This window comes from Myxococcus eversor (assembly GCF_010894455.1).
Taxonomy (GTDB): Bacteria; Myxococcota; Myxococcia; order Myxococcales; family Myxococcaceae; genus Myxococcus; species Myxococcus eversor.
In genome coordinates this window covers 1-22,437 of the sequence record NZ_JAAIXY010000002.1, presented here as the reverse complement: position 1 = coordinate 22,437, position 22,437 = coordinate 1, and the positions used below count along the sequence as shown (strand labels likewise).

Annotated in this window: 21 protein-coding genes; 7 read left to right on the top strand and 14 right to left on the bottom strand. The window is 66.6% G+C overall.

Going from position 1 to position 22,437, the window contains the following annotated elements; translation table 11 throughout:
- Nucleotides 1-3: 3 nt before the first annotated feature.
- The 3 genes from G4D83_RS03580 to G4D83_RS03570 form a co-directional block, all read right to left on the bottom strand.
- Entirely contained in the window at nucleotides 4-681 is a 678-nt protein-coding gene (locus G4D83_RS03580) for a hypothetical protein (RefSeq protein ID WP_163862848.1), read from the bottom strand.
- Nucleotides 682-686: 5 nt separating this feature from the next.
- A complete protein-coding gene (locus tag G4D83_RS03575) occupies nucleotides 687-1,178 on the bottom strand; it encodes a hypothetical protein (RefSeq protein WP_163862846.1) in 492 nt (163 codons plus the stop codon).
- 283 nt (nucleotides 1,179-1,461) lie between these two features.
- Nucleotides 1,462-2,982, bottom strand: a complete 1,521-nt coding sequence (locus G4D83_RS03570) for a hypothetical protein (protein WP_163862844.1) — start codon at nucleotides 2,980-2,982, stop codon at nucleotides 1,462-1,464.
- A 161-nt stretch (nucleotides 2,983-3,143) separates the two neighbouring features.
- Here G4D83_RS03570 and G4D83_RS03565 point away from each other — a divergent pair, with 161 nt between their 5' ends.
- Nucleotides 3,144-4,430: an APC family permease gene (locus G4D83_RS03565; RefSeq protein ID WP_163862842.1), complete on the top strand. Its 1,287-nt coding sequence runs from the start codon at nucleotides 3,144-3,146 to the stop codon at nucleotides 4,428-4,430.
- Here G4D83_RS03565 and G4D83_RS03560 read toward each other — a convergent pair.
- Nucleotides 4,427-5,866 carry a glutamine synthetase family protein gene (locus tag G4D83_RS03560; protein WP_163862840.1) on the bottom strand — a complete coding sequence of 480 codons (1,440 nt, stop codon included), beginning with the start codon at nucleotides 5,864-5,866 and terminating at the stop codon, nucleotides 4,427-4,429. The genes G4D83_RS03565 and G4D83_RS03560 overlap by 4 nt on opposite strands.
- 401 nt (nucleotides 5,867-6,267) lie before the next feature.
- Here G4D83_RS03560 and G4D83_RS03555 point away from each other — a divergent pair, with 401 nt between their 5' ends.
- Together G4D83_RS03555 and G4D83_RS03550 are read left to right on the top strand one after the other, a co-directional pair.
- Complete coding sequence (locus tag G4D83_RS03555) at nucleotides 6,268-6,870, top strand: hypothetical protein (protein ID WP_163862838.1); 603 nt, start codon at nucleotides 6,268-6,270, stop codon at nucleotides 6,868-6,870.
- Nucleotides 6,867-7,673, top strand: a complete 807-nt coding sequence (locus G4D83_RS03550; protein ID WP_163862836.1) for an alpha/beta hydrolase family protein — start codon at nucleotides 6,867-6,869, stop codon at nucleotides 7,671-7,673. The genes G4D83_RS03555 and G4D83_RS03550 overlap by 4 nt, the downstream gene beginning before the upstream one ends.
- Nucleotides 7,674-7,746: 73 nt before the next feature.
- Here the strand turns inward: G4D83_RS03550 and G4D83_RS03545 are convergent, their stop codons facing one another.
- The gene (locus tag G4D83_RS03545) at nucleotides 7,747-9,840 is read right to left on the bottom strand and encodes a thaumatin family protein (protein WP_163862835.1); all 2,094 of its coding nucleotides are present in this window, start codon (nucleotides 9,838-9,840) and stop codon (nucleotides 7,747-7,749) included.
- A 250-nt stretch (nucleotides 9,841-10,090) separates the two neighbouring features.
- Here G4D83_RS03545 and G4D83_RS03540 point away from each other — a divergent pair, with 250 nt between their 5' ends.
- From G4D83_RS03540 to sitI6, 4 genes are all read left to right on the top strand, one after another.
- Nucleotides 10,091-10,432, top strand: a complete 342-nt coding sequence (locus tag G4D83_RS03540; protein WP_163862833.1) for an ArsR/SmtB family transcription factor — start codon at nucleotides 10,091-10,093, stop codon at nucleotides 10,430-10,432.
- Nucleotides 10,429-10,920, top strand: coding sequence for an SRPBCC family protein (locus tag G4D83_RS03535; RefSeq protein WP_240356133.1), 492 nt, complete (start codon nucleotides 10,429-10,431; stop codon nucleotides 10,918-10,920). The genes G4D83_RS03540 and G4D83_RS03535 overlap by 4 nt, the downstream gene beginning before the upstream one ends.
- 127 nt (nucleotides 10,921-11,047) lie before the next feature.
- On the top strand, nucleotides 11,048-11,782 hold the full coding sequence (gene sitA6, locus G4D83_RS03530) for a SitA6 family polymorphic toxin lipoprotein (RefSeq protein WP_163862831.1): 735 nt from the start codon (nucleotides 11,048-11,050) through the stop codon (nucleotides 11,780-11,782).
- The gene (gene sitI6 / locus G4D83_RS03525; RefSeq protein ID WP_163862829.1) at nucleotides 11,782-12,552 is read left to right on the top strand and encodes a SitI6 family double-CXXCG motif immunity protein; all 771 of its coding nucleotides are present in this window, start codon (nucleotides 11,782-11,784) and stop codon (nucleotides 12,550-12,552) included. Before sitA6 ends, sitI6 begins: the two co-directional genes overlap by 1 nt.
- Before the next feature lie 3 nt (nucleotides 12,553-12,555).
- Here the strand turns inward: sitI6 and G4D83_RS03520 are convergent, their stop codons facing one another.
- From G4D83_RS03520 to G4D83_RS03480, 9 genes are all read right to left on the bottom strand, one after another.
- Complete coding sequence (locus G4D83_RS03520; RefSeq protein ID WP_163862827.1) at nucleotides 12,556-13,293, bottom strand: SDR family oxidoreductase; 738 nt, start codon at nucleotides 13,291-13,293, stop codon at nucleotides 12,556-12,558.
- A complete protein-coding gene (locus tag G4D83_RS03515) occupies nucleotides 13,271-14,668 on the bottom strand; it encodes an FAD-dependent oxidoreductase (RefSeq protein ID WP_420826616.1) in 1,398 nt (465 codons plus the stop codon). The genes G4D83_RS03520 and G4D83_RS03515 overlap by 23 nt, the downstream gene beginning before the upstream one ends.
- Nucleotides 14,655-15,935: a kynureninase gene (kynU, locus tag G4D83_RS03510; RefSeq protein ID WP_163862823.1), complete on the bottom strand. Its 1,281-nt coding sequence runs from the start codon at nucleotides 15,933-15,935 to the stop codon at nucleotides 14,655-14,657. The genes G4D83_RS03515 and kynU overlap by 14 nt, the downstream gene beginning before the upstream one ends.
- Nucleotides 15,932-16,948: an amidohydrolase family protein gene (locus G4D83_RS03505; protein ID WP_163862821.1), complete on the bottom strand. Its 1,017-nt coding sequence runs from the start codon at nucleotides 16,946-16,948 to the stop codon at nucleotides 15,932-15,934. Before G4D83_RS03505 ends, kynU begins: the two co-directional genes overlap by 4 nt.
- Nucleotides 16,945-17,469, bottom strand: a complete 525-nt coding sequence (nbaC, locus tag G4D83_RS03500) for a 3-hydroxyanthranilate 3,4-dioxygenase (RefSeq protein ID WP_141645128.1) — start codon at nucleotides 17,467-17,469, stop codon at nucleotides 16,945-16,947. Before nbaC ends, G4D83_RS03505 begins: the two co-directional genes overlap by 4 nt.
- Nucleotides 17,470-17,898 (bottom strand): RidA family protein, encoded by a 429-nt coding sequence (locus tag G4D83_RS03495; RefSeq protein ID WP_163862819.1) that lies wholly within the window; start codon nucleotides 17,896-17,898, stop codon nucleotides 17,470-17,472.
- A 21-nt stretch (nucleotides 17,899-17,919) separates the two neighbouring features.
- On the bottom strand, nucleotides 17,920-19,362 hold the full coding sequence (locus tag G4D83_RS03490) for an aldehyde dehydrogenase (RefSeq protein WP_163862817.1): 1,443 nt from the start codon (nucleotides 19,360-19,362) through the stop codon (nucleotides 17,920-17,922).
- Nucleotides 19,363-19,608: 246 nt separating this feature from the next.
- The gene (locus G4D83_RS03485) at nucleotides 19,609-20,502 is read right to left on the bottom strand and encodes a DUF5131 family protein (protein ID WP_163862815.1); all 894 of its coding nucleotides are present in this window, start codon (nucleotides 20,500-20,502) and stop codon (nucleotides 19,609-19,611) included.
- Between the two features lie 76 nt (nucleotides 20,503-20,578).
- Nucleotides 20,579-21,844 carry a three-Cys-motif partner protein TcmP gene (locus tag G4D83_RS03480; protein ID WP_163862814.1) on the bottom strand — a complete coding sequence of 422 codons (1,266 nt, stop codon included), beginning with the start codon at nucleotides 21,842-21,844 and terminating at the stop codon, nucleotides 20,579-20,581.
- Between the last annotated feature and the right edge of the window lie 593 nt (nucleotides 21,845-22,437).

The window sequence follows — 22,437 nt, the reverse complement described above, 5'->3', positions numbered from 1 at the left end:
TGCTCACTTGCGCAGCGTCATGGGCAGGCGTTCTCCGGCCCGCGAGAGGTAGACGCGCGAGGTCCGACGTCCCCCTTCGTTCCGGGGACGCACCACGGCCTGTCCGCGCAGGCCCTTCACGCGCAGGAGCGAGGTGAGCAGCTCCGCCTGGGCGTCGCCGTCATCGTGCTCCACCTCCAGCGTGCACAGGTGCGTGCGGCACTCGATTCGCGCCAGCCGCGAGCCCACGAAGTCCGGGCCCTGGAAGGATTGGGTGACGAGCGACTCGGTGGGGGCCGCCCACTGCGCGTCCCGAGGCTCCGTGTTCGCGGCGAGCTCCAGCTCCGCCTCCAGTTCGACGACACGCTCCTGGCGCTGCTGCTCTCGCGCCGCCCGAACGACTTCCTCATCCCGCGCGGGGCCGGGGTCCTCGGCGTCCTTCGCCGTGGCCCCCTCCACCGGTTGCATCGGCGAGGTGTGGGGCTGCTGCTCCAGGCGGCCCTGATTGCGACGCAGGGCCTCCAGCTCCGCGCGCAGCGCGCGCACTTCCTGCTCCAGGTCCGCTGGAGGCCCGGCGCGGACCTCCGAGACGGTCGTCGTCGGCACGCCCGGCGTCGGCGCGTCCCCCCTCAGACTCCACGCTCCGGCGGCGGCCACGGCGGCTCCGGCCAACCCCAGGACTCCCCAGCGGACCTTGGACATGGCGGCTACTCCGAGATGTAGAAGCTGGAGAGCGCGGAGTTGTAGCCGGAGTACGGCGCCGGCAGCTCGCAGCGCAGCGCGATGAAGCCGTTCACGGACGCGAACGTCGCCGGGATGCTCAGGCTGATGCTCTTGGGGTTGGCGGTATCGGCGCCGGAGGTACAGCCGGAGTCAGCGGCGATGGCCGTACCGTCGGGCTCCGTCACCGTCGCGGTGCAGCAGACGTTCTCGGTGAGGTGCGGATCTCTCGCGGTGATGAGCAGGGAGACGGTCTCGTTGAAGCCCACGGTGTTGACGTTGCGCTGCACGGGGCAGACGACCTCGAGCGCGGCGCCGGTCTGGTTGATGAGCCGGCCGCTGCGGAAGATGCTGGGGGCGCTGAAGCCCGACACGGACGTGCACAGCGCGCCCGCGTACGTCGCCGGACCTGCGACGGAAGGCAGCGCACCGAGCAGCGCGAGCGCCGCCACCGACTTCTTGAACGTGTTCTTCATCATGGGGTTTTCCTTGTCGTGCGCGCCGCCCTCGAGATGTCGCGTCATGCGCAAACCCGGGCGGCGTGCTTGGGACAGGGAAGAGCAACGAGGATGCCAGCGCCTCGCGGTCCGCCTCCCGGGCGAAGGCGCTCGCCACTCCGGCAGGAGTTGCCGCGCGGCGCGGTTTCCGGAACGGCAACGCTTGCCGTCCCCGGCGAACCTTGCCGGGGTGGACATGACGAAGCCCCGGCCCAAGTGACGGGCGCCGGGGCTTCGGACCTCTCGACTCAGGTTGACTTACGGGCTACTTCGCCGTGGAGCGCAGCGCGACCTGGCTCTGCGACTGGAGCGCCGGAGGCGAGGCGTTCAGCGCGCCCAGGTACAGCCGCCCGTGGAAGCCGTCCGGCCGCGTCTCGCCGAAGAGCTGGACGCCCGGGTTCACCTTGGAGAGCTGCAGCGCCTCGTTCGTCGGGCTGATGGCGAAGACGTTGCACTCCACGTCCTCCCAGACGCTGTAGCGGCAGGAGAACTGGGTGCCGCGCTTGAAGCCGACATCCAGGGCACGCACGGAACTGGGCAGGGCGCGGAACACGCGCGCGCCCATCGGCTCGAAGTCACCGTCCCAGCCGACCTTCGCGGTGCGCGCATGCACGCTGCCGGTGAGCACCAGCGTCCACGACTGGGGGCGCTTGGACTGGAAGGCGAGCAGGTTCTTGGCCATCAGCGCCTCGCGCTCGTTGCCCTGGACCTTCTCTCCGTCAATCGCGGCCAGGGCCACGTCCTTGCCGGAGGCGCGCAGGCGGCGCACCTGCTCGACGAGCCACAGCATGGCGCGGCTGCTGCGCCCGTCCTGGTATACGCGGCGCCAGAAGGCGCTCTCCGACAAGAGCTCCTGCGCGTCCTCGGACTTGCCCTCGCTGGCGAGGTAGCGCTCCAGGAGCGGCTGCTCGGAGGCGGGCACCGACAGGGCCAGCGTCGCCGGCAGCCCCTGGGCGGTGGCCTCGCACAGCATCCGCAGCGCCATGGACGGCACCTCCTGGGTGCCCAGCGGGTCGGCGACGAACAGCACCTGTCCCGCGGTCAGCAGGGGGCTCGCGCCATCGACGGGCGCGCCGCACTCCGCCGCGTTGACGGTGCCCGCCTCGCCCTGCTCACCCCAGCCCTCCATCATCATCGAGCGCATGGGCACGGGCGCGTTGCCGCCCACCAGCTCCAGCGCGGGCACCATCTCCAGTCGCTCCAGCAACTGGCGCTCGATGCCCAAATCGCGCACGCCGTGCACCATCCGGAAGCGCTCCATGCCCGGGGCGCTCGGGAACGGGTCCGCGAGCGCCACCTGCTGGCGGTGGCCCTGGGCGTTGGTCTCCGTCCGGAAGGCCTCCAGCCGCGCATCCAGGGGGTTGGAGTTCTGGTCGGAGAGCAGGTCCTTGTTCAGCGAGCCCGCCACGCGCGGTCCCTGCTCGACGACGTTCTCCATCTCGTTGTAGCGGAGGCGGAAGACGCGGACGAGCGTCTTGCGAGGCCCCAGTCGCTCGCCCTTGACGTAGTAGCGCTCGACGGTGCGCAGGTTCTGCTGGTTCCTCCCCGGCTCGTGCGCGGAGGAGAACAGCTCCAGCCCGCCGTCCTTCTCCAGCACGTCGTAGCGCTCCGACTCCAGGATGCGCCGCGCCGTCATCATCGCGTCCTCGACGGGCACCAGGTACACCGTCTCCTCGACGGGGGTCTCGAACTCGCCAGTCTCGGGGTTGATGTTCGCCCCGAGCGGCCGGGTGAGCGTGGAGCACCCCGTGAGCAGCAACCCCATCAGCAGTCCGTACCGGCGCATCCTGGCTCCCTGTCCGGGCGCGTGAAGGAGCCCGGTGCGACACTCCCAGCCAAACGCCCGGCCACCGCCGAGTATATCGCGACCTCCCGCCCGACCCGCCGCGTCGCCAGGACGGGGGGTGGAGTTGGTGCCGGTGCCAGCCCTGTAGTGAACTGCCGACCGTGCCCCCACCCCTCGCCGCTTCCACTGCGTCGTCCCAGGAACGAACGGTCGGTCCGTTTCAGCTCCTCGCCCTGGGCGTCAACGGCATCGTCGGGGTGGGCATCTTCTTCGCGCCCGCGGAGGTGGCCGCGCACGCACCGGGGATGGGCGCGGTGCTCGCCTTCGCGCTCACCGGACTGTCGCTGATTCCGGTGGCGCTGGCCTTCGCGGTGCTCGGTCGCCGCTTCGACGCGGATGGCGGGCCCGTCGTCTTCGCGCGGGCGGCGTTTGGCGAGCGCGTCGCCTTCCTCGTCGGCTGGGTGGCCTACGTCAGCGCGTTCCTGAGCACGTCCGCGGTGGTGGCGGGGCTGTCGCAAGCCGTCGCGCCGTCGCTGGGGCTGGAGGGGCCGGTGGGGCAGCGCGTGCTGGCCTCCGCGCTGGTGACGGCGCTGGCGGCCATCGTCGCCTCGGGCATCCGCGTCTCCGCGCGGACGTGGACGGCGCTCACGGTGCTCAAGCTGTTGCCGCTGGCCGCGCTGCTCATCGCGTTCGCCGTGGCCACGGGGACTGGGCCGGTGGTGGCGCCGACGACGGGGCTCTCGGACGGCGCGTGGCTGCGCGCGGGGCTCACGGTGATGTTCGCGTACCAGGGCTTCGAAATCGTGCCGGTGATTGCCGGGCAGGTGCGCTCGTCGGAGCGCAGCGTGCCGATGGCCACGGTGGGCTCGCTGTTGGGCGCGGTGGTGTTGTACGTGGCGCTCGTCTGGGCGTGTGTCGCGGCGCTGCCGGAGCTGGCGTCATCCGCCGCGCCGCTCGCCTCGGCGGCGGGCGTGTGGGGCGGGACGGGGCTTGCGCGAGTGGTGACGGCGGGCACCAGCGTGTCCGCGCTGGGCATCTGCGTGGGGATGATGGTGACGACGCCGCGCTACCTGTCCGCGCTCGCGTCGGGAGGCCGGTCGCTGTTGGGGCTGGAGGGCATGTCACCCCGGGGCGTGCCCCTGCGGGCGCTGGCCGTCACGTGGGGCGCGGTGCTGCTCTTCGTCAACCTGGGGAACCTGTCGGAGCTCTTCGCGCTCTCCAGCATCGCCGTGCTGATGCAGTACGGCGTCACGGCGGCGGCGCTGGCGTGGCTCTCGTTCAAGCGTCAGCGGGGCTTGCGGCCGGTGCACGCGGTGTTGGCGGTGCCCACGCTGGGGCTCGGCCTGACGCTGGTGGCGTTCGGCGCGAGCCTCCGGGAGGCCGCCACCACCGGAGTCGCGGTGGTGGCGGGCCTGGTGCTGCTGGGGCTGTCCCGGCCGAGGGCCTAGAACTGGCTCCAGAGGTACTGGTTGGTGATTTCGTGGTGGAACTGGATTTCGGACGTCTTCACCCGGGCGCCCAACTGCTTGGGGCAGCGCTCGGCCGAGGCCGTCTTCAGCTCCGCGAACTTGGACTGCACGTTCTCACCCAGGATGTTGGCGATGAACGAGCTGCCCTTGAAGAGGCGGATGGCGTCGAAGATGTTGTCCGGCAGGAAGCGGGTGCGGCTGCGCTTGGTCTCCGCGTCCTCCTGCGGCTGCGGGCCTTCCAGGCCGGTGCGCAGCAGCGAGTAGAGCACCAGGTACGGGTTGGCGTCCGGGGCGACGGAGCGGCACTCGACGCGCGCCGAGCGCTCGTTGCCATAGGGGATGCGCACCATGGCGCCGCGGTTGTTGGCGCTGGCCTTGATCTGATTCGGGGCCTCGTAGTGCGGATCCAACCGGCGGTACGCGTTCACGCTGGAGTTGAGGACCAGGCAGATGTCGTTGGCGTTGGTGAGCAGCCGGTCGATGAAGTCCCAGCCCATCTGGCTCAGGTTGTCCTCGCCGGCCTTGTCGTAGAACAGGTTCTTGTTGTTCTTCGACAGCGACATGTTCATGTGCATGCCGTTGCCGTTGACGCCCGTCACCGGCTTCGGGAGGAAGCTGGCGGTGGTGTCCATCTGCGCGGCGACCTGGCGGCACAGGAGCTTGTAGAGCTGAATCTGGTCCGCGGAGATGAGCGCCTCGCTGTACGAGAAGTTCATCTCGAACTGGCTGGGGGCCACTTCCGGGTGGTCCTTCTCGTTCTGGAAGCCCATGGCGCGCTGGGCCTCGGCGGCCTTGTCGATGAAGGCGCGCAGCGGGTCACCGGGCAGCGAGTGGTAGTAGCCGCCGGTGGAGATGAAGTCGAACTTGCTCGTCTCGTGGTAGTGGCGCTCGGCGTCGCGGCCCTTGAAGAGGAAGCCTTCGACTTCGGGCGCGGCGTGGAAGACGGTGCCGTCCTTCTGGTACAGCGCCTCGGTGATGCGCTTGAGCTGGCCGCGCATGTCCGCGTGGTACGGGCTGCCGTCGCGCTCCAGCACTTCGCTGAACACCAGCACCTTGCCGGGGCCGAAGATGTCGGAGGGCAGCCAGTAGAAGGAGCCCCAGTCGATGTTCAGCCGCAGGTCGCTCTCCGACTGCTGGGAGAAGCCGCGGATGGAGGAGCCGTCGAAGGTGAGGTTGTCGGCGCTCTTGAGCAGGAACTTCTTGTCGTAGTCCAGCATGTGCAGCCGACCCTCGAGGTCGGTGAAGCACACGGTGACGGCCTTCAGGTTGCGCTCGTCGGTGAGGTACTTGATGCGCTCCTCACGGACCTTGTCAGTGGCCACGTGCTGGATGCGCTGCTCCTTCACCTTGAGGTTGCGCTCCTCCAGCTCGTCGTAGGGAATCTCCAGGAACGTCCGCAGCCCCTTCGTCTCCATGTTTCCGTGCCTCCAGGCCGGTGACCGCCGTCAAAAACGGCGGCAGCGAATCCGTGGGCGCAGGTATTTACATTTGGAGGCCGGAAATCAAGCCTAAATTCACGCGAATGAAGGCTAAATCCTTGGTCTAAAAACGTTTAAAGCCTGCTTGGCAACACTTTGGAGGGGCTTCGGGAGGGTGGGAGTGACGCCCGGAGGACACTGGGAGGCCCCGGGAGCTTGCCTGCCCGGGAGGGCCATGGACGGGGGTGGAGCGAGGTACAGTCGGCGGCCTTCGGGGACAGGTGGAGGTGGAGGGGCAGGATGTTGGGTCCAAATGACATCAAGGAGCAGCTCAGCTTCGCGTACGTGCATGCCGTCGCGGCCCGGGCTGACTGCTCGGTAGGCGAGGATCTCCGCCCATGAGTGGCGAGCCGCTGTTTCGGCTGGGAACCCGGGTCGACGCCCTCGACGTGAGAGCCTATCTGGAGGCGCGTGGCTGGAGTCGCGTGCCTTCGCGTCGCGCCTATGCCGCCATCTACCGGAGCTCCCGCGAGCCCCTTGTGGAGGTCCAGGTCCCGCTGGACCGTGACCTCGCCGACTATGGTGACGCGATGGTCGTCATCGCGCGGCGCGTCTCGGAGTGGGAAGGGCGGTCCGTCGAATCCGTCCTGCACGACCTGCTGCAGCCACGAAGGGATTTGCCGCGCTCCGGGCTCGAAGGCGATAGCCCACGCGAGATGCAGCCCGCGCAGTTCGTGGGACAGGTCAGCGAGCTGATGGGCGCACCGGGGGAGCAGGGCGCGGTCGAAGGGCCCGTGGTCCTCCAGGTGCAAGTGGAAGACGAGTTGCTCAAGGCGCGCGTCATGCTGGGCGCGGTGGAGTACCGACAGGCCGCCGCCGCGCATCTGGATCAACGCTACGTGACGGTGCGCGGGGTTCTCCGACGAGGACCGCGCATCCATTGGATTGAAGCCGCATCGGGCTTTGGAATCGTCGGTGGCCCATCAGGAGGGGTGGCATGAGCTCGCAGTGGATTCTCGAGGAGGCGCCCGCCGCGCCGGATGCACGCATCGCGTATGGCCCGGGTCCGCACCACTTCGGGGAGCTGCGGCTTCCACCGGGCAAGGGTCGCCACCCCGTCGTCGTCGCCATCCACGGGGGCTTCTGGCGCGCGAAGTATGACCTGGCCCACCTGGGCCACCTGTGCGCCGCGCTCACCGCGAGCGGCTTCGCCACCTGGAACCTGGAGTTCCGACGCATCGGCCACGAGGGCGGTGGCTACCCCGGCACGCTGGAAGACGTCGCGCTCGGCGCGGACTTCCTGCGCACCCTCGCGGACTCCCACCCGTTGGACCTCTCCCGAGTCGTCTTCCTGGGACACTCCGCGGGCGGCCACCTCGCGCTGTGGCTCGGGGCCCGTCACCGTCTGCCGCCGGGTGTCTCCCTGCGCGGCCAGGACCCGCTGCGCCCGCGCGGCATCGTCTCGCTCGCGGGCGTGGCCGACGTGACGCGCGCCTACGAGCTGGGCTTGAGCGACAACGCCGCGGAGGCGCTCCTCGGCGGCTCTCCGCTGGAGGTGCCCCTTCGCTACCAGCGCTCCTCTCCCGCCGCGCTCCAGCCCCTGGGTGTCCCCCAGGTCCTCCTGCACGGCTCCGAGGACGACACCGTCCCCGTGGCGATGAGCGCGGACTTCAGTGCCCGGGGACGCGCGCACGGAGATGAAGTGCGCTGTGTCGTGCTGCCCGGCGCGGGCCACTTCGAAGTCGTGGACCCGCGCTCGCGCGAGTGGCCCCAGGTCGTGGAGGCCGTGCGCTCGCTGCTGTGAGCGCGGTCGTCACGAGCCCCACTTGAGGCCGAGCACGCCCTGACGTCATGGGGAGCGTGCCCGGCCTCGTGTGCTAGTTCACGTCACCGAAGACGATGCCGTAGCCCACCGAGTTGGGAGTCCCGCCGTCCGGGCCTCCGGCGCCCGCCGTCATGCACGTGAAGGTGCTCGTCGCGTCGTCATACGCATACGTGTACGCGGTGGGGCAGGCCTTCTTGAGGAACGCGAGCCACGGCTGGACGTTCTGCGCCCACGCGGTGTTGTTGTTGATGCACTGCCCCTGGTTCTGCTGGTTCGGGTTGTTGCCCGCCTCCAGCGTGGTGGGCCAGAAGCTGCCCGCGGGATTGCCGGGGAACGTCGCGCAGCCGCAGCAGGCGGGGGTGTTGCCCGCGCTGGAGTTGTAGCAGGACTGGCCGAAGTTCCCCGCGCACTGGAAGAGGTTGTTCAGCGTGTCCGTCACCGTGCCCGCGGTCATCACCTGCGAGCAGTTCAGCGGGCCGTAGCTGAACGAAGACATCGCCGCGCAGAAGTCCTCATAGGACCACCAGCCGATGGACTGGCCACACGTCTGGATGAGCGGCGTCATGGTGTCGACGCCCGGGAGGAAGGCCGTGCCGCAGGTCGGCGTGCCCCCATCATCCAGGCCCGCGCAGTCGCTGTTCGACGCGCAGGTGCTGCAATAGCCGGCGTCGGGGTTGTTGGGGTTGCTGCACACCGCGTTGCCCGCGCAGTACGGCTCGGTGAGGGCGCACTTCGTCAGCGTGGGCTGGCACACGCCGCTGGTGCAGGTGGCGCCCGCTCCGCAGTCGGTGTTCGTGCCGCACGCCGGCAGGACGATGGCGCGCAGCAGGGTGGAGTAGTCGGCGGGGAGCCCCGCCGTCGTGTCGGGGGTGAATTGCCACGAGCATGCCTCCAGCGTCCCCGCGTCGGGAGTGCTCTGGGCGCTGCGTGAGCCCGCGGTTCCACAGTTGTAGGGCGAAGGCAGGGACGTGGGCGCGAAGCCGCCGTCATTCGTGGGCCCCATCTGGATGCTGACGTTCGCTCCGTTGATGACGGTGACGTCGTAGAAGTCGGAGGCGTTGGGCTGGAGGGTGAACTCCGCGGCGGCGAACGGGTTGGTGCCGCCCTTGCCGAGCGGGCATGGCAGTCCGGGTCCGTTGCCGCAGTCCGCGCTCTGGCACTTCGTTCCGTCGGGCTGGCACCCCGTGCGTCCGAAGATGCCGCCGCTCCATCCGACGACGGAACGGCACAGGCAGTTGGTCGAGCCCGCATCCTGGGAGCAGTCCTTGGTGGTGATGTCGGGTCCGTTGGCCTGCAGGCAGCGGTTGCTCTGGCATTGCGAGTCCTGGGTGCACGCCGTCATCTGGGGCTGGAGATTGGCGTAGGCGGGAGGAAGCGAGGACGGCATGCACAGCGTGGCCGTCTCCTGGGGCGTCAGCTCCAGCGCATCCAGGGGCACTCCACCATCCGTGCGCGGGTACTGGCACAGGCCCAGTGCCACGTCGCACGTCTGTCCCGTCGGGCAGGTGGTGTTGCCCGTGCCGCAGGCCTGATTCTCACCGGGGACGACCTGTTGGAAGTAGCAGGTGCCCCCGTTGGCGAGGCTGCACTCCTGCACGGTGTTGGCGCACGTCGTCCCCGTGGGGCACACGCCCTGGCCGCCCGTCGCGCAGTTGCACAGGCCCGTGGCGGAGTCGCAGCCCTCCGGGCCGCAGTCAGCGCATGCCGCCACCTGCATGGCTCCCGTGCACTGCATGGAGGGAAGGGTGACGGTGACGATGGGCGCGCTGCCGTTGCACTGGGTGCCGGGCGCCACCATGCACTGACCCGTGGTGGTGTCACACATGTTGCCGGCGTTGCAGTCGGCGGTGCTGGTACAGCCCGGGTTGTTGCACTGCTGATTCGGACCACAGTCCGTGTCGTCGGTGCAGGAGAAGGGCGGCGGTGCGGCGCCCGCTGTCTGCCCGAGCCACACCGTCTGGCTCGCCTGGTTCGTCAGGGTGAAGGGGCGGAAGCCAGGAGGGCAGGCCGCCGGTGGTGGCGTGGAGGTCACGTCGGGTCGGGGCTCCGGGCCCGATGTTCCTCGGTCCTGGTTCATCGCGAGCACCACCACGAGCGCGGCCAGGCCGAGCGACACCACGGGAACAACCAAGCGACGCGAGACCATGACGGGGGACTCCAGGGCGGGAACTGTCGAGGACCGTACTTTGCGTGAAGGCACCCACCAAGGAGTCGGGGCATCGGATGCCCGGGTGTCCCGAGACGTACCCGCTTGGGAGTGCTCCCTCATGTCGCGCATCGCGTCCGGCAGGTTTCCCGGCGCGCGGACACACGAGCCGCTGTCCTGGCGCAGCCGCGCGCACGTTTCGTCGTGGAGCACTTGCACTCGACAGCGAGCTTGATTATCACTGAACCATATGGTTCAGTTTGATTCGCGGCTCGATTTGGCCTTCGGAGCGTTGGCGGATGCCACGCGTCGGGGCGTGCTGGAGCGGCTGGGACGTGGCGAGGCGTCCATCAGCGAGCTGGCTGGGTCCTTCGACATGACCCTCACGGGCATGAAGAAGCACGTGCACGTGCTGGAAGAGGCGGGGCTGGTCTCCACCGAGAAGGTGGGGCGGGTGAGGACCTGCAAATTGGGACCGCGGCGCCTGGAGGAAGAGGCGGCGTGGATCGCCGGCTATCGGCGGATGTTGGACGCCCGGCTGGACAGCCTGGGCGAGTTCCTCGCGCGAACGAAGGATGAGGAGGAGTCATGAGCATGTCTTTGCAGCAGACGACCAGGGATGCCGTTGTCACGCAGCCGTCCGACCGGGAGATTCGCTCCGAGCGCATCTTCAATGCCTCGCGCGAGCGGGTCTGGCGAGCGATGACGGACCCGAAGCAGGTGGCGCAGTGGTGGGGCCGTGGCAACAAGCTCGTCGTCGAGCGGCTGGAAGTCGAACGCGGCGGACACTGGCGTTTCGTCGAGCACGCCGAGGACGGTGCCCACGGCTTCGAGGGACGGTTCCGCGAAGTCTCGCCGCCCGAGCGGATGGTGCAGACCTTCGAGTGGGATGGGATGCCGGGTTACGTCATCCTGAACACGACGACGCTCGAGGACCTGGGTGACGGGCGCACGAAGCTGGTGGCGACGTCGCTCTTCTACACGACGGAGGAGCGCGACGGCATGGCGTCCTCGGGTATGGAAGGGGGCCTCAACGAGAGCTACCGCGCGCTGGATGCGCTGCTGGCTCGGGAGGCGTAGCCGGCTTCACGCGGCTCGCTCGGCTCATTCCCTGGACCAGCCATAAGGTTCAGGGAATGAGCCGATCACCAGCGGCTCCGGTGCTCACGCGAGGCGTATCATGCGGGGGCTCATATCTGGGGGCTCGATGGTAACGATTCGCGCGTGGTGGGTTGCTCTGTTGTGGGCCGTGCTCCTTGGCTGTTCGACGACGTCGGAAATCGCGAGCACGGAAACCATCACGCTGCCGCGAGAGGCTGACTCCGCCGAGGATTGCGCGGGGGCGGCCGATAACGACACGGGCTGTGTCACCATCGCGTGCGCGGGAAATGTCTGCGGCGGGTATCGGTGCGAGGACGTGGCATCAGCGCCAGTCGCTCTGCGAGGCGCTACCGCTCCATCGATGACAGGTGCCAGCTCCTCGCCCCAGCGTCTTTGGGGCGCTCCGCAGGTACTCCCTGGACGGGAGGCGGTATTCGTCATCCGCTGGGAACGCCCGGAGGAACTTCCGAGCCAGAAGCAGATCAGGAAGGCGTATGAGGAGTGGGAGAAAGTCCCGAAGGAGAAGCATCACATCTTTCCCCGGGCATTCGAGTCCTACTTCGCTCAGCAGGGCATCAACATCCACGAGTACGCCATCGCCATCGATGTGAAGCGGCACAAGGAGATTCATCGCGGTGAATCAGGTGCTCCGTGGAACGCCGATTGGGAAGACCACATCCTCCGGCTCGAGGGAGCGAGCCTGTCGCCGAGGGACGCGAAGCGGAGGCACTTCGAGCATGCGGGCTACATGATCCAGAAATATCGTCTGGTCGGAATGCCCATGTCCTACTGGCAGCAGCTCGGCAAGTTGGAGCAGGTGCTGCAGGGAGTGAGTCGCTGATGCGCTACTACACGCTGAGGAACGCCATCGACCGGGAGGTGAATCACCGGCAGTGGACCATCAGCGCCAGGCGAAAGTGGGGGCTCCCAGGGGCGGCTTGCGGCAAATGCTTCGCGGAGTGGGCGACCATCTCCCTCAACTATCCGAGCGTGGACCTGTCCACGCTGCCCGAGCAGCGCGAGTTCGTGAAGGCTCGGCAGGAGCCCTGGTCGGAATACATCCGGCTCCGTGACCTCGTGCTTCCATTCATGCCCGACGGAGCTCTCGTGAGGCCGGGGGCGGGAATGGGCCCTCTAGCCGGGCAGGTGAGGGGACGGCCTCCTGCGATTGCGATGGATGCGCCGTGGAACCTCTTCGTCCAGCCAGCGGCGGTTGAGGCGCTGTCGGAAGCGCGGCTTCGAGGAATCAAGCCCGTGTCGACCGCATTGAAGATGGCCCCGGACGTACCCCCGTTGCTGGAACTGGAGTTGCTCGTGGCGGGGGATTACGCGGTCGAATGCCGTTCCATGCCAGTCGGCGAACCTTGCCCGGTGTGTGGCTCCCAGGAGATGACGCTGGTGCCCGCTCGCTGGTGGCTCGACGCGGCGACTCTCCCCGATGCGGACGTGTTCCGCTTCCGCCCCGGTCCAGGTCACATCATCGCGAGCGAGCGCTTCGTCGCCGTGCTCCAATCGCTGGGCGACACCGGCATCCAAGTGTCGGAGATTTCAGAGCCAGCGCCGAACGAGGGTGAAGCGCGGAGCCCATCAGGGAACTCCGCGCCTCGGTGACGGTCAGAACCCGCGCTGCGCGCCACCATCGACGACGATGGACTGGCCGGTGATGTACGAGGCCTGCTCGGAAGACAGGAACGCCACCAACGAAGCCAGTTCCTCCGGCCGTCCCAGTCGCCTCGCGGGAATCTGCGGCGCCACCTTCTCGTCCGTGAGACCCAGCTGCGTCATCCGCTCCGTCGCGTGGAAGCCCGGCAGCACCGCGTTCAACGTGACGCCGTACTGCGCGACTTCATTGCTCACCGTCTTCACCAAACCAAGCAACCCGGCGCGCAAGCCGTTGGAGATGGTGAGGTTGGGCATCGCCTCGCGCGCGGCCAGCGACGTCACCAGGACGATGCGGCCCCACTTGCGCTCCTTCATCCCTGGCAGCGACGCCTGGATGCCGTCCACTGCCGCCATCCACAGGCTCTGGAAGCCGAGCTGCCACTGCTCCGCCGTCAGTGACTCGAAGCCTCCCGCCGGAGGCCCGCCCGTGTTCACCACGAGCACGTCCAGGCCGCCCAGCTTCGCGACCACCTCGTCCACCAGTTGCTTCGCCGCGCCCGGCTGATTCAAATCACACGGCACCGCGAGCGCCGCGCCCAGCTCCTTCGCCGCGCGCTCCAGCTTGTCTCCACCGCGTGAGCAGATGGCCACCGTGGCGCCCTCCTTCACCAGCGCCTGCGCCGTCGCGTAGCCCAGCCCCGCCGATGCGCCCATGACGAGCGCGCGCCTACCCTTGAGTCCGAAATCCATCCGCGTGCTCCTTCATGAATGGCACCAGCCGCTCCTGGATGAGCTGCTTCGCCCGCCCCAGGTCCACGTCCTCGGCGCGCGTCAGCCCCTCGGACAGCTCGGAGACGATGCCACCGGCAATCGCCCCCACTTCATAGGCCAGCCGGTACGGCACCCGGCTGAAGCTCACCATCGAGTAACGACTGACGAACTCGCCCGGAAAGGCATTGAGCAGCGCCTTCTCCACCGCCTTCTCCAACAGGAAGCGCGGGCTGCCCGTGCTGTCGCGCATCTCCACGAAGTTCTCCACCGCCATGTCGGCGATGGCATCCGCGTTCGTCTTGCGCAGCCGCTCCAACGTCCCGAACACCTCCGCCCACGTGCCGTGCTGCTCCAGCAGCCCATCCAGCACCGTGCAGTCCTCGAAGCCGCAGTTCATCCCCTGACCGAAGAACGGGACGATGGCGTGCGCCGCGTCACCCAGCACCAGCGCCTGGTCACCCACGCGCCAGGGCGCGCACTTCACCGTCACCATGCTGCCCGTGGGCCGCGCGAAGAACGCCTCCGTCAAATCCGGGATGAGCGCCTTCGCGTCCGGGAACTGCTCCTCGAAGAACGCCTCCAGCCGCGCGGGCGTGTCCAGTGACTCGAAGCTCACCGGGCCCTTCCACGGCAGGAACAACGTGCACGTGAAGCTGCCGTCTTCATTAGGCAGCCCAATCAACATGTACGTGCCGCGCGGCCAGATGTGCAGCGCGTGCTTCTCCATCTGGAACGCGCCACCCGCGCCCGCCGGAATCGTCAGCTCCTTGTAGCCGTGCCCGAGCTGCTCCTGCGTCGCCGCGAAGCCCGGCACCTGCTCCATGGCCTGCCGCACCGCTGAACCGGAGCCGTCCGTGCCGAACAACACCCGGCCTTCTTCCTGGCGTTCCTGCCCCGTGGCCTCGTCCACCACCGTGAGCGAGCCCTTCGCCAGGTCCGCCTGCGTCACCCGCTGTTTGAAGCGGATGTTGACGCGGCCGGTGGCCTCCGCCGCCGACATCAGGAACTTGTTCAGCCATGCCCGCGACAGCGAGTTGATGTGCTGCGAGTCGTCCTTGCCGTATGGCTGATACGCCAGCGCCCCCTTCGGCGGGTGAATCATCCGCCCGCGCATGGGGATGGCGTGCTTCAACGCCTCCTCCTCCAACCCCACCTGTCGCAGCGAGTACAGGCCGCGCGTGGAGATGGCGAGGTTGATGGAGCGGCCCGCGTCGATGACCTCCCGACGCATGTCCGGACGGCGCTCCAGCACCTCCACGGAGTGGCCCCGGCGCGCCAGGAACACGGAGAGCAGCGAACCCACGAGGCCCGCGCCCACCACGGTGACGGCTTCGTTCCGCTCACCCACGGGCATGGACCTCCAGCGTCTTCACGAAGCGGTAGACGTCGGTGAAGGAGTTGTACAGCGGCGCGGGCGCCGCGCGGATGATGTCCGGCTTGCGGAAGTCGCAGATGATGCCCGCATCCGACAGGCGCTTGAGCATCCCCTGCGGTTCGCCCTTGAACCGCAAGGAGAGCTGCGCGCCGCGCTGCTTGGGGTCCCTCGGCGTGGTGATGCGCACGAAGGACGGCGGCAGCTTGTCCAACAGGAACTCCAGATACCCCGTGAGCCGCTCGCTCTTCGCGCGCAGCGCCTCCATGCCCGCCTTGTCGAACAGCTCGAACGACGCGCGCAGCGCCGCGAGCTGGAGGATGGGCGGGTTGGACAACTGCCACCCCTCCGCGCCCGGAATCGGGTCGAAGTCGGGCCCCATCTGGAAGCGCGTCGTCTTGTCGTGCCCCCACCAGCCCTCGAAGCGGGGGATGTCTCGCGAGCGCGAGTGCCGCTCGTGGATGAACACCCCACCCAGGCTCCCCGGGCCGCCATTGAGGTACTTGTACGAGCACCACACCGCGAAGTCCGGCCCGTCGTCATGCAGCGACAACTTCAAGTTGCCCGCGCCGTGCGCCAGGTCGAACCCGACGAGGCAGCCCTTCGCGTGCGCCGTGCGCGTAATCGCCGCCAGGTCGAACGCCTGGCCCGTGAGGTAGTTCACGCTGCCGAGCAACACGAGCGCCACCTCGTGCCCGTGCTGGTCCAGCGTGGCCAGGATGTCCTCGGTGCGCAGCGTCTCCTCGCCAAGTCGCGGCTTCAGCTCCAGCACCGCCTCGCGCGGGTCATACCCGTGGAAGCGCGCCTGCGATGCCACCGCGTACTGGTCCGACGGAAACGCGCCACCCTCGACGAGGATTTTGAACCGCTCGCGCGTGGGTCGGTAGAACGACACCATCATCAAGTGCAGGTTCACCGTGAGGGTGTTCATCACCACCACTTCCTGCGGCTTCGCGCCCACCAGCCGCGCGGCCTGCTCGGTGACGAGCTCGTGGTAGTGCAGCCACGGGTGTCGCCCCTGGTGGTGCCCCTCCACGCCCAGCTTCGCCCAGTCCTCCAGCTCCTCCTGCACGTAGCGCGCGGCGTTGCGCGGCTGGAGCCCCAGCGAGTTGCCCGCCAGGTACACCACCGGCTTGCCGTCCGGGCCGGGAGGGAAGAGGAACGCGTCGCGGAAGGAGCGCAGCGCATCCTCCGCGTCGGCGCGGCGCGCGAAGTCCTCGGAGTCCTCGTAGGGAAGCGTCGTCGTCATGGTGCGAAGTCCTCGCGGGAGCGCCCCAGCCATGCCAGGGCGTTCTTCCAGAGCAGCTGTTCGCGCGCGTCGGGCGTCAGCTCGCTCATCGATTCGATGAGAGTTCCCGGGCGCAGCTCGCCCAGGGGGAACGGATAGTCACTGCCCAGCGCCACCTTGTCCGCGCCAAACAGCTTGACGATGAAGCGCAGCGTCTCCGCGTCATGCACCAGCGAGTCCACCCAGAAGCGGCCCAGGTACTCGCGCGGCGGCACCTTGTTGTCCACGGCCACCAGGTCCGGACGTGCCTCGAAGCCGTGCTCGATTCGCCCCAGCGTCCCGGGGAACGAGCCGCCGCCGTGCGCGAAGGCGAAGCGCAGCCTGGGCAAACGCTCCAGCACGCCGCCGAAGATGAGCGAGCACATGGCCAGCGACACCTCCGCGGGCATGCCCACCAGCCACGGCAGCCAGTACTTCTGCATCTTCGCCTCGCCCATCATGTCCCACGGGTGGACGAAGATGGACGCGCCCAGCTCGCTCGCGGCCTCGAAGAAGGGGAACAGCTTCTCGTCGGAGAGGTTCCAGTCGTTGACGTGGCTGCCAATCTGCACGCCCGAAAGCCCCAGCTCCTTCACGCACCGCTCCAACTCGCGAATCGCCAGCTCCGGCGACTGCAGCGGCACCGTGCCCAGACCCACGAAGCGCTTGGGGTGCTCACGCACGACGGAGGCGACGTGGTCATTCAGGAAGCGCGACAGGTCCAGCCCGTGCTCCGGCTGCGTCCAGTAGCTGAACATCACCGGCACGGTGGAAATCACCTGCACGTGGACGCCCGCCGAGTCGCACTCCTCGATGCGCTTCACCGGGTCCCAGCAGTTGCTCTCCACCTCGCGGAAGAACTTCCCGTCGTCGCGCAGCATCCGCGCGCGGCACGGCTGGTGGTGGTCCAGCGTGATGAAGCCGCCGTAGCCATAGCGCTCCGCGAAGCGCGGCATCTTCTCCGGCAACAGGTGCGTGTGGATGTCGACCTTCAACGCTTCGGCCCTTCCTTGGTGACCTTCGTCCCGCACTTCTTGCAGGTACAGTTGTCGGGGTTGCCGTAGAAGTGCTCGAAGATGGGCGGCAGCTGCGTCACCAGATTCGTGACGTGCACGAACTCCTCGTAGAGCTTCTCGCCGCACGTGGGGCACAGCCACATGAAGCCATCCAGCTCTCCGGGCAGGCGGCGGCGCTCCAGCACCAGGCCCACCGTGCCGGCGGGACGCTGCGGCGAGTGCGGCACCTTGGGCGGCAACAGGAAGATGTCCCCCTCGGAGATGGGGATGTCCACCGGCTTGCCGTCGTCGAGCACGCGCAGGTTGATGGTGCCCTCCAACTGGTAGAAGAACTCCTCGCCCTCGTTGATGTGGAAGTCCGTGCGGGAGTTGGGGCCGCCGACCACGGTGACCATGAACTCGCGGTCCGCCCACACCTGCTGGTTGCCGACGGGCGGCTTGAGCAGGTGGCGGTGCTCATCAATCCACTTCTTGAAGTTGATGGGGGTCAGGCGGCCCATTCAGTCGTCTCCGATGGTGGCGATGCACTTGAGCTCGATGGCGATGGGCGTGGGCAGCCGATTGATTTCGAGCGTCGTCCTGCACGGCGGGTTGTCCTTGAAGTACTCCGCCCACAGCCGGTTGTAGGTGGGGAAATCCTTCTTCATGTCCGTCAGGTACACCGTGACGTCCACCAGCTTGTCCCAGGACGAGCCCGCGTCCTCCAGGATGTAGCGGACGTTGCGGAACACCGAGTGACACTGCGCCTCGATGTCGTACGAGGTGATGTTGCCCTCGGCGTCCAGCTCCACGCCGGGAATCTTCTTCGTCCCGCGCTCGCGCGGGCCCACGCCCGACAGGAACAACAAGTTGCCCACGCGCCGTGCGTGGGGATACAGGCCCACCGGCTCCGGGGCCTTCTGGGAATCGACTCGCTCACTGGTGCTCACGTCGTGTCTCCGTCCGGCGCGTCACAGCTTGATGCACACGTTCTTCGGCTCGGTGAAGAAGCGCAGCGCTTCCCACCCGCCCTCGCGTCCCACGCCCGAGTCCTTCACCCCGCCGAACGGCGTGCGCAGGTCGCGCAGCATCCAGCAGTTCACCCAGACGATGCCGCTGTGCAGCCGAGACGCGAAGCGGTGCGCCCGCGTCACGTCCTTCGTCCACACGCTGGCCGCGAGGCCATACTTCGTGGAGTTGGCCCACGCGAGCACCTCGTCCTCCTTGTCGAAGGGGATGAGCGTGGCCACCGGGCCGAAAATCTCCTCCTGGTTCGTGCGGCACGCTGAGTCCAGGCCCTCGATGAGCGTAGGCTCCACGAACCAGCCCTCGGCGCAGCGGCCGGACAGGCTCGCGCGCTGTCCTCCCGTGAGGACGCGCCCGCCCTCCTGCTTCGCCAGGTCGATGTAGCCCATCACCTTGTCGAAGTGCTGCTGCGACACCAGCGCGCCCTGCTCGGTGCTGGCCTCCAGCGGGTCACCCACCTTGAGCGCCCGCGTGCGCGCCACCAGCGCGTCCTTGAAGCGCTCGTAGATGGGGCGCTGCACGAAGATGCGCGGGCCGCAGAGACAAATCTGCCCCTGGTTGGAGAAGGACGAGCGCACCGTCGTCGCCAGCGCCTCCTCGAAGTCGCAGTCCTCGAAGATGACGTTCGGGTTCTTCCCGCCCATCTCCAGCGACAGCTTCTTGAAGTTCGGCGCCGCCACGCGCGCAATCTCCGAGCCCACGCGGGTGCTGCCCGTGAAGGAGATGGCGGCGATGTCCGGATGCTGGCTCATGGCCGCGCCCACCTTGGGCCCCAGGCCGTGGACGACGTTGAGCACTCCGGGCGGCAGGCCGACCTCGCGGCAGACCTGGGACAGCAGATACGCCGTCATCGGCGTGACTTCGGAGGGCTTGGCCACCACGCAGTTGCCGATGGCCAGCGCGGGCGCCAGCTTCCACGTCAGCAGATAGAGCGGCAGGTTCCACGGGGAGATGCAGCCCACCACGCCCAGGGGCGAGCGCAGCGTGTAGTTGAGCGCCACGCCGTCGGTGGCGTGCGCCTCGCTTGCGAACTGAGTCACCGCGTCCGCGAAGAACTCGAAGTTGAGGATGCTGCGCGGGATGTCCACGTTCGCCGCCACGGACAGCGGCTTGCCGGAGTCGATGGACTCCGCGCGGGCGAAGTCGGCCAGCCGCTCCCGGATGGCGTCGGCCAGACGGCGAATCAGGCGGGAGCGCTCGGCGGCGGGCGTGGCGGACCAGGATGGGAAGGCGCGCCTGGCGGCCTCCACCGAGTGCTGGATGTCGGTGGCGTCCGAGTCCGGCACCTGGGCGTACGTCTTCCCCGTCGCGGGCTCCGGCTTGTCCAGCCACTGGCCACCGCGGGCGGGCAACAGCTCCCCACCGATGTAGTTGAGCACCTTCTCCATGGCCGGACCCTCCGTGCGTGCCCGCACCCCGAGCCGCCCACGGGCGCCCGCCTCTTCGGTTGCCGAGAGGGAGGGGGACCGCGCGAACCCGGGTCGAACGGGGCGCAATGTACGCAACCGACGGAGCCGTCACCAGCATTGCGGCAAGCGCTCTTCACCGTGTCGTCCTCTCGCGTCAAACGCCCGACGGCCCCGCCTGTCCGGAGGGCGAGGGGGCGTTGAAGCCCGCTCTCTATGACGCTGCACCTACGGGGCTTTAGAGGAGAACACCCGGCCTTGCCGGAGAAGGACTCGCGAGTGGCGGACGGGGACTTGCGTCCTTGCTGGTGAAGTTGCTTGCCACCGAAGGGACAAATCTTCTGCCTGAGCAAGGAGCGTTAAGCGACGTGCCTCATGCGGCACTACTGCTTTCTTCCTGGGAGCTGGGAGTTCATTGTAGGTGCGATCATCCAACTCCCTGCCCGCGCGGCTCTTCTGGATTCCGCCCCACTGCTTGAAAAAGAAGGGCACTCCTGCTTGGTCACATTGATCTCGGATCGAAGTCACCCAGCTTTTCTGTACAGGCCGAGCTCCTGGCCCACTCTCCCCACCAGCAATTACCCAATGAACATTCCCGAGGTCTAGGGAGCCCAGATCCTCTAGCAAAGGCTCGATAGAGAGAAAGCGGGTGACGGCCGGAGCTTCACTCAGATGCGCGATACGCGGGAGTCCGAAGCGACGGTCCTCAACACTGACTCCCCACCAAATGTTGGGCAATTTGGCGGCAAACTGAAGTGGGCCAGAGAGAAGGTCCCGCATTCGGCGTGATCGCTTGGTAAGCACTTGAAAGGTGTGCCAAGTGGCGAGTCCCATGATTTGGGCGACGTCGATGATGTAGTCGTCGTCCACACGTTCGTGGAACAGGTCGCTCATCGAGTTTACGAAGATCATCCGCGGAGTTTTCCACCGCAGAGGCTCGGCGAGCTTTTCGGGCACTAGGCGTAGATCGAACCCCTGCTCGTAGGGATGGCCGGAGACCCCGCGGAAGCGTTCCGCAAAAGTCTCGGCGTAGCAGTGCTTACAGCCGGGGGAAATCTTCGTGCACCCTCGCACGGGATTCCACGTAGCGTCCGTCCACTCGATCTCGCTGTGCTCGGACATGTCGGTTCCACTCGATTCCTGAACGCTAGTGCAGGGGCGCCTTCTGCGCAACCTAGTCGTCTTGCGCACTTCTGTTCTAGAACATCATGAGTTGCTTGGGCCTAGGGCGGATAAGATCCACCTTTTCGATGCTTGAGCCCTTCTGTCGGCGAATGCCATCTGGGTGCGAAACAGAAAGTTCTTCAGCTTCAATTAAACTACCAAGAGCGGCACGGTAGATTTCGCTGCTGGCGGGAGTCGAATTGCAGGTGTTCGCCAGTAGATCGTGGAACGATATCCCAGCTTGGTTTTGCCATACGATCCGCATGAGTTGTTCGCGAAGTTGTTTGATGCTCTGTTCGCGGTCGTCATTGTCGAAGTTGAAGTCAGGAAAATGTGCTTGGCCAGTGATGAGTGGGTCAAAGTCTGGTTGATAGCCGAACATGTCTAAGCCGGCACCGCCATTATGCTTGAAGTGATTCTTAAGCTGCCAGTGCAGTGAAGCCATCTCATCGCGAGCGCGCAAGTGCATCGAGAGGTGGATGAGCCAATAGTCGCGATTGCTCTCTCTCGAAGAAATAAAGAATGGTGTGTAATAGGCTGCGCCGCTTTCTTCCTTGAGTATGGACGAAAAGAGACGCTGGATAATTGCCCTGCGATCGCTAGTGCCGCGAGTTTGAGCAATTTGGTTCAGGTCGAGTGGACGCTTGATTCCCAAGCGTTCAATGATTTTGCGTGAGCTTTCGTTGTCGCCCAGAAAATCGCCTAGAGCGTCTATTGCGAATGTTAATACGATCTCGGCGGAAGGGAGTTCCCGGAGGATTCTCTGTAAAAGTGTGAAGGGGACGTCCTTGTAGCCATATTGGTCGAGAAGGAAGATGGCTCTGCCTCCTCGGCCTTTGTTTTGAATGAAGTTGATGATCTTTGGTGCGTGTTCCGTGAATTGGCCGCGAATGAGGTTTATGCGGTCTTCTTTTAGAAGTGCTCCGTATTCGCGAGCGTTTAGTGCATCGCGTAGGAATTCGAGATTCTGTGGATTGGAGTCTACGAAAATGTAGTGTGCGTCTAGTTTGAATGGCTTCCGACGTTCGAGGTTGATCTCTATTTGGGCTTTCTGAGTGGCTTGGAGAAAAATGAAAGGTGAGCCAAGTGTGATTTCGCCGGTCTTTTCGTGTTGGTAGAGTCCACCTCCGGCAAAGCCGTCGACAAGAGTAATTCTTGCTGTGTCAATGTGTGGTCTTGAGTTTAGGATTTTGAGGTAGCGCGAGAGATAGGCTTCTAGGACTTCGTGTTTGCGTACGCTGTGTACATGGAGAGTTGGTGGCGTTTGTCCTGGCTCCCACTCATACTCTTTGGTCGACATGACTCCCCCATCCACGAGGTTGGCGGTGCTGTTGATGCGCTGCCGCCGCGCGTATTCGGAGCCTACTGGCTAGTTCGAGTGTATGGAAGTTGGAGGGCTTTCTTGCGGACCCCTGGGATGAAATTTAAGGGGAGCAGGGTGCCGTTCAAGCTTCGTTGTTTCCTGTTGGGTGGGTCCGTCCCAACCCAGAATAGAACTCTAGGCCGCTGCTGAGGAAATAATAGGTTGTGAGTGGTTGGAGGCGTGAGCCGGAGGGGCTAGAAGTCTCAAGTGCTATGGCATTCTCTCTGGACCAAATACTCAGTGCTTGAACCCTGGTCGTACCCGCAGAGAGTTCTTACTCATGGTTCAAGACGGCGGTCGGTTTGGGACGCATCTCTAGGAGCTATTTAAGGAACCATTCGGCAAGGCGGTCGCTTGCCAAGTCGCGAACCACTGGGTCGCTCGTTTTCTGCAAACTAGCTTGGTGAGTCTGCCCCAGTTCCGTGGACACCCGAGATGTGATGAAGGGGTCCAGGGATGTCCACGGATACGAAGCAGAGAAGGAAGCGCCGCAGCTTCACCGCCGAGTTCAAGGTGGAGGCTGTCCGGCT

What these genes read in the sequence shown, in the direction of transcription:
- G4D83_RS03555 (WP_163862838.1), top strand. Translation starts at nt 6,268, where the DNA reads ATGAGTGGCGAGCCGCTGTTTCGGCTGGGAACCCGGGTCGACGCCCTC.
- G4D83_RS03520 (WP_163862827.1), bottom strand. Translation starts at nt 13,293, where the DNA reads ATGGATTTCGGACTCAAGGGTAGGCGCGCGCTCGTCATGGGCGCATCG.
- kynU (WP_163862823.1), bottom strand. Translation starts at nt 15,935, where the DNA reads ATGACGACGACGCTTCCCTACGAGGACTCCGAGGACTTCGCGCGCCGC.
- G4D83_RS03485 (WP_163862815.1), bottom strand. Translation starts at nt 20,502, where the DNA reads ATGTCCGAGCACAGCGAGATCGAGTGGACGGACGCTACGTGGAATCCC.
- sitI6 (WP_163862829.1), top strand. Translation starts at nt 11,782, where the DNA reads ATGCGCTACTACACGCTGAGGAACGCCATCGACCGGGAGGTGAATCAC.
- G4D83_RS03575 (WP_163862846.1), bottom strand. Translation starts at nt 1,178, where the DNA reads ATGATGAAGAACACGTTCAAGAAGTCGGTGGCGGCGCTCGCGCTGCTC.
- nbaC (WP_141645128.1), bottom strand. Translation starts at nt 17,469, where the DNA reads ATGGGCCGCCTGACCCCCATCAACTTCAAGAAGTGGATTGATGAGCAC.
- G4D83_RS03490 (WP_163862817.1), bottom strand. Translation starts at nt 19,362, where the DNA reads ATGGAGAAGGTGCTCAACTACATCGGTGGGGAGCTGTTGCCCGCCCGC.
- G4D83_RS03545 (WP_163862835.1), bottom strand. Translation starts at nt 9,840, where the DNA reads ATGGTCTCGCGTCGCTTGGTTGTTCCCGTGGTGTCGCTCGGCCTGGCC.
- sitA6 (WP_163862831.1), top strand. Translation starts at nt 11,048, where the DNA reads ATGGTAACGATTCGCGCGTGGTGGGTTGCTCTGTTGTGGGCCGTGCTC.
- G4D83_RS03560 (WP_163862840.1), bottom strand. Translation starts at nt 5,866, where the DNA reads ATGGAGACGAAGGGGCTGCGGACGTTCCTGGAGATTCCCTACGACGAG.
- G4D83_RS03550 (WP_163862836.1), top strand. Translation starts at nt 6,867, where the DNA reads ATGAGCTCGCAGTGGATTCTCGAGGAGGCGCCCGCCGCGCCGGATGCA.
- G4D83_RS03540 (WP_163862833.1), top strand. Translation starts at nt 10,091, where the DNA reads ATGGTTCAGTTTGATTCGCGGCTCGATTTGGCCTTCGGAGCGTTGGCG.
- G4D83_RS03515 (WP_420826616.1), bottom strand. Translation starts at nt 14,668, where the DNA reads ATGCCCGTGGGTGAGCGGAACGAAGCCGTCACCGTGGTGGGCGCGGGC.
- G4D83_RS03535 (WP_240356133.1), top strand. Translation starts at nt 10,429, where the DNA reads ATGAGCATGTCTTTGCAGCAGACGACCAGGGATGCCGTTGTCACGCAG.
- G4D83_RS03580 (WP_163862848.1), bottom strand. Translation starts at nt 681, where the DNA reads ATGTCCAAGGTCCGCTGGGGAGTCCTGGGGTTGGCCGGAGCCGCCGTG.
- G4D83_RS03570 (WP_163862844.1), bottom strand. Translation starts at nt 2,982, where the DNA reads ATGCGCCGGTACGGACTGCTGATGGGGTTGCTGCTCACGGGGTGCTCC.
- G4D83_RS03480 (WP_163862814.1), bottom strand. Translation starts at nt 21,844, where the DNA reads ATGTCGACCAAAGAGTATGAGTGGGAGCCAGGACAAACGCCACCAACT.